The sequence below is a fragment of the Pseudomonas sp. PICF6 genome, assembly GCF_009831705.1.
Taxonomy (GTDB): Bacteria; Pseudomonadota; Gammaproteobacteria; order Pseudomonadales; family Pseudomonadaceae; genus Aquipseudomonas; species Aquipseudomonas rhizophila.
On record NZ_WUUD01000023.1, the window covers coordinates 1 to 661 of the forward strand.

1 protein-coding gene is annotated in these 661 nt (G+C 58.7%); it reads left to right on the forward strand.

Going from position 1 to position 661, the window contains the following annotated elements; all coding sequences use genetic code 11:
• Positions 1-661 (forward strand): outer membrane protein transport protein (locus tag GSM73_RS15610; protein ID WP_178129675.1); only part of this gene is annotated, 661 nt, incomplete at both ends.

Sequence of the window (661 nt, forward strand, 5' to 3'; positions counted from 1 at the left end):
AATATCGGCGTGCTGGTCCAGGCGACCGACACCACTCGTGTTGGCCTGACCTACCACTCCAAGGTCAAGTACAAACTTGAAGGCCACACCAAGGTAAGCCCGGGTGCCGGCACTCCTGCCGGGTTCCTGAGCGGGGCGCGTTATGACGCTTCGCTGGACATCACGACACCTGAATCGGTGGACTTTTCGGTCACCCAGCAGCTCAACGATGCCTGGACCCTTTATGCCGGCAGCACCTGGACTCGCTGGAGCCGCTTGAAAGAAATCACCGTGGACAACGAAGGCGTCACGCCTGCAAACGGTGGTGCACTGGCCCCTGCGTTCCTTGGCACCATTACCGAGGAACAGAACTGGCATGACACCTGGGCCTACGCCATCGGTACGTCCTACCAGTTGAACAAACAGTGGGTGCTGCGTACCGGCCTGACTTTCGACCAGTCACCTACCAACAACATCGACCGCTCGCCACGCATCCCTACCGGCGACCGGACCATCTTCAGCCTGGGTGCAGGTTGGAGCCCGACCGAAGACCTGACCATCGACGTGGCGTATTCCTATCTCAAGGAAGAGAAAGTCAGCGTCAATCACAGCAACGCTCTGGGCCAGTCCTACAACGCTGAATACGAAAACAGCGCAAATGGCTTCGGTGTCGGTGCAACCT